Source organism: Thermobrachium celere DSM 8682 (genome assembly GCF_000430995.1).
Taxonomy (GTDB): Bacteria; Bacillota; Clostridia; order Clostridiales; family Caloramatoraceae; genus Thermobrachium; species Thermobrachium celere.
On the sequence record NZ_HF951993.1, the window covers coordinates 3,007 to 3,557 of the forward strand.

Sequence of the window (551 nt, forward strand, 5' to 3'; positions counted from 1 at the left end):
TAACTGCTACTCTTGCTTCAATTGGTACAGCTGGAGTACCTAGTGCAGGCATTGTAATGCTAACGATGGTTCTACAACAAATTGGTGTTCCTGTTGAAGGTATTGCACTTATTATACCAATAGATAGAATACTTGATATGTGTAGAACAGTTGTAAATGTTACTGGAGATGCCGTTGGAACAACTATTGTTGCAAACTCTGAAAAGGAACTTGATATTACAACATACAATACATTAAACGTGTAAAAAAGCCGTGAAATTCACGGCTTTTTTTATGAATATATATCTGAAAACATGCACCTGAAACTAATCCATCTGCATCATTCATTTTAACCATCATAGTACCAAAATAAATTTCAATCCTTAATTATTTCTTTTGCTTGTTCTAGTGTAACACCTTTGCTTTTTCTTAATTCATAAAACTTCTCTGCATATGTATCAAATTTTTCTGATGTAACTGGATCAATTATTTCTATTCCTTCTATGTTTGCTCCTACTTCTTTAGCTTGTATTTTCTATTTCTTCTCTCTTACCAATAAGTACTACTTCAGC

General features: G+C 32.5%; 1 protein-coding gene and 1 pseudogene. One reads left to right on the plus strand and one right to left on the minus strand.

The window, feature by feature from the left end:
* A partial coding sequence (locus TCEL_RS00115) for a dicarboxylate/amino acid:cation symporter (RefSeq protein ID WP_040683652.1) occupies nt 1-245 on the plus strand: 245 nt, incomplete at its 5' end.
* Nucleotides 246-294: 49 nt separating this feature from the next.
* Here TCEL_RS00115 and TCEL_RS12965 read toward each other — a convergent pair.
* A pseudogene (locus TCEL_RS12965) lies at nt 295-551 on the minus strand (phosphate acyltransferase); the annotation flags it as partial.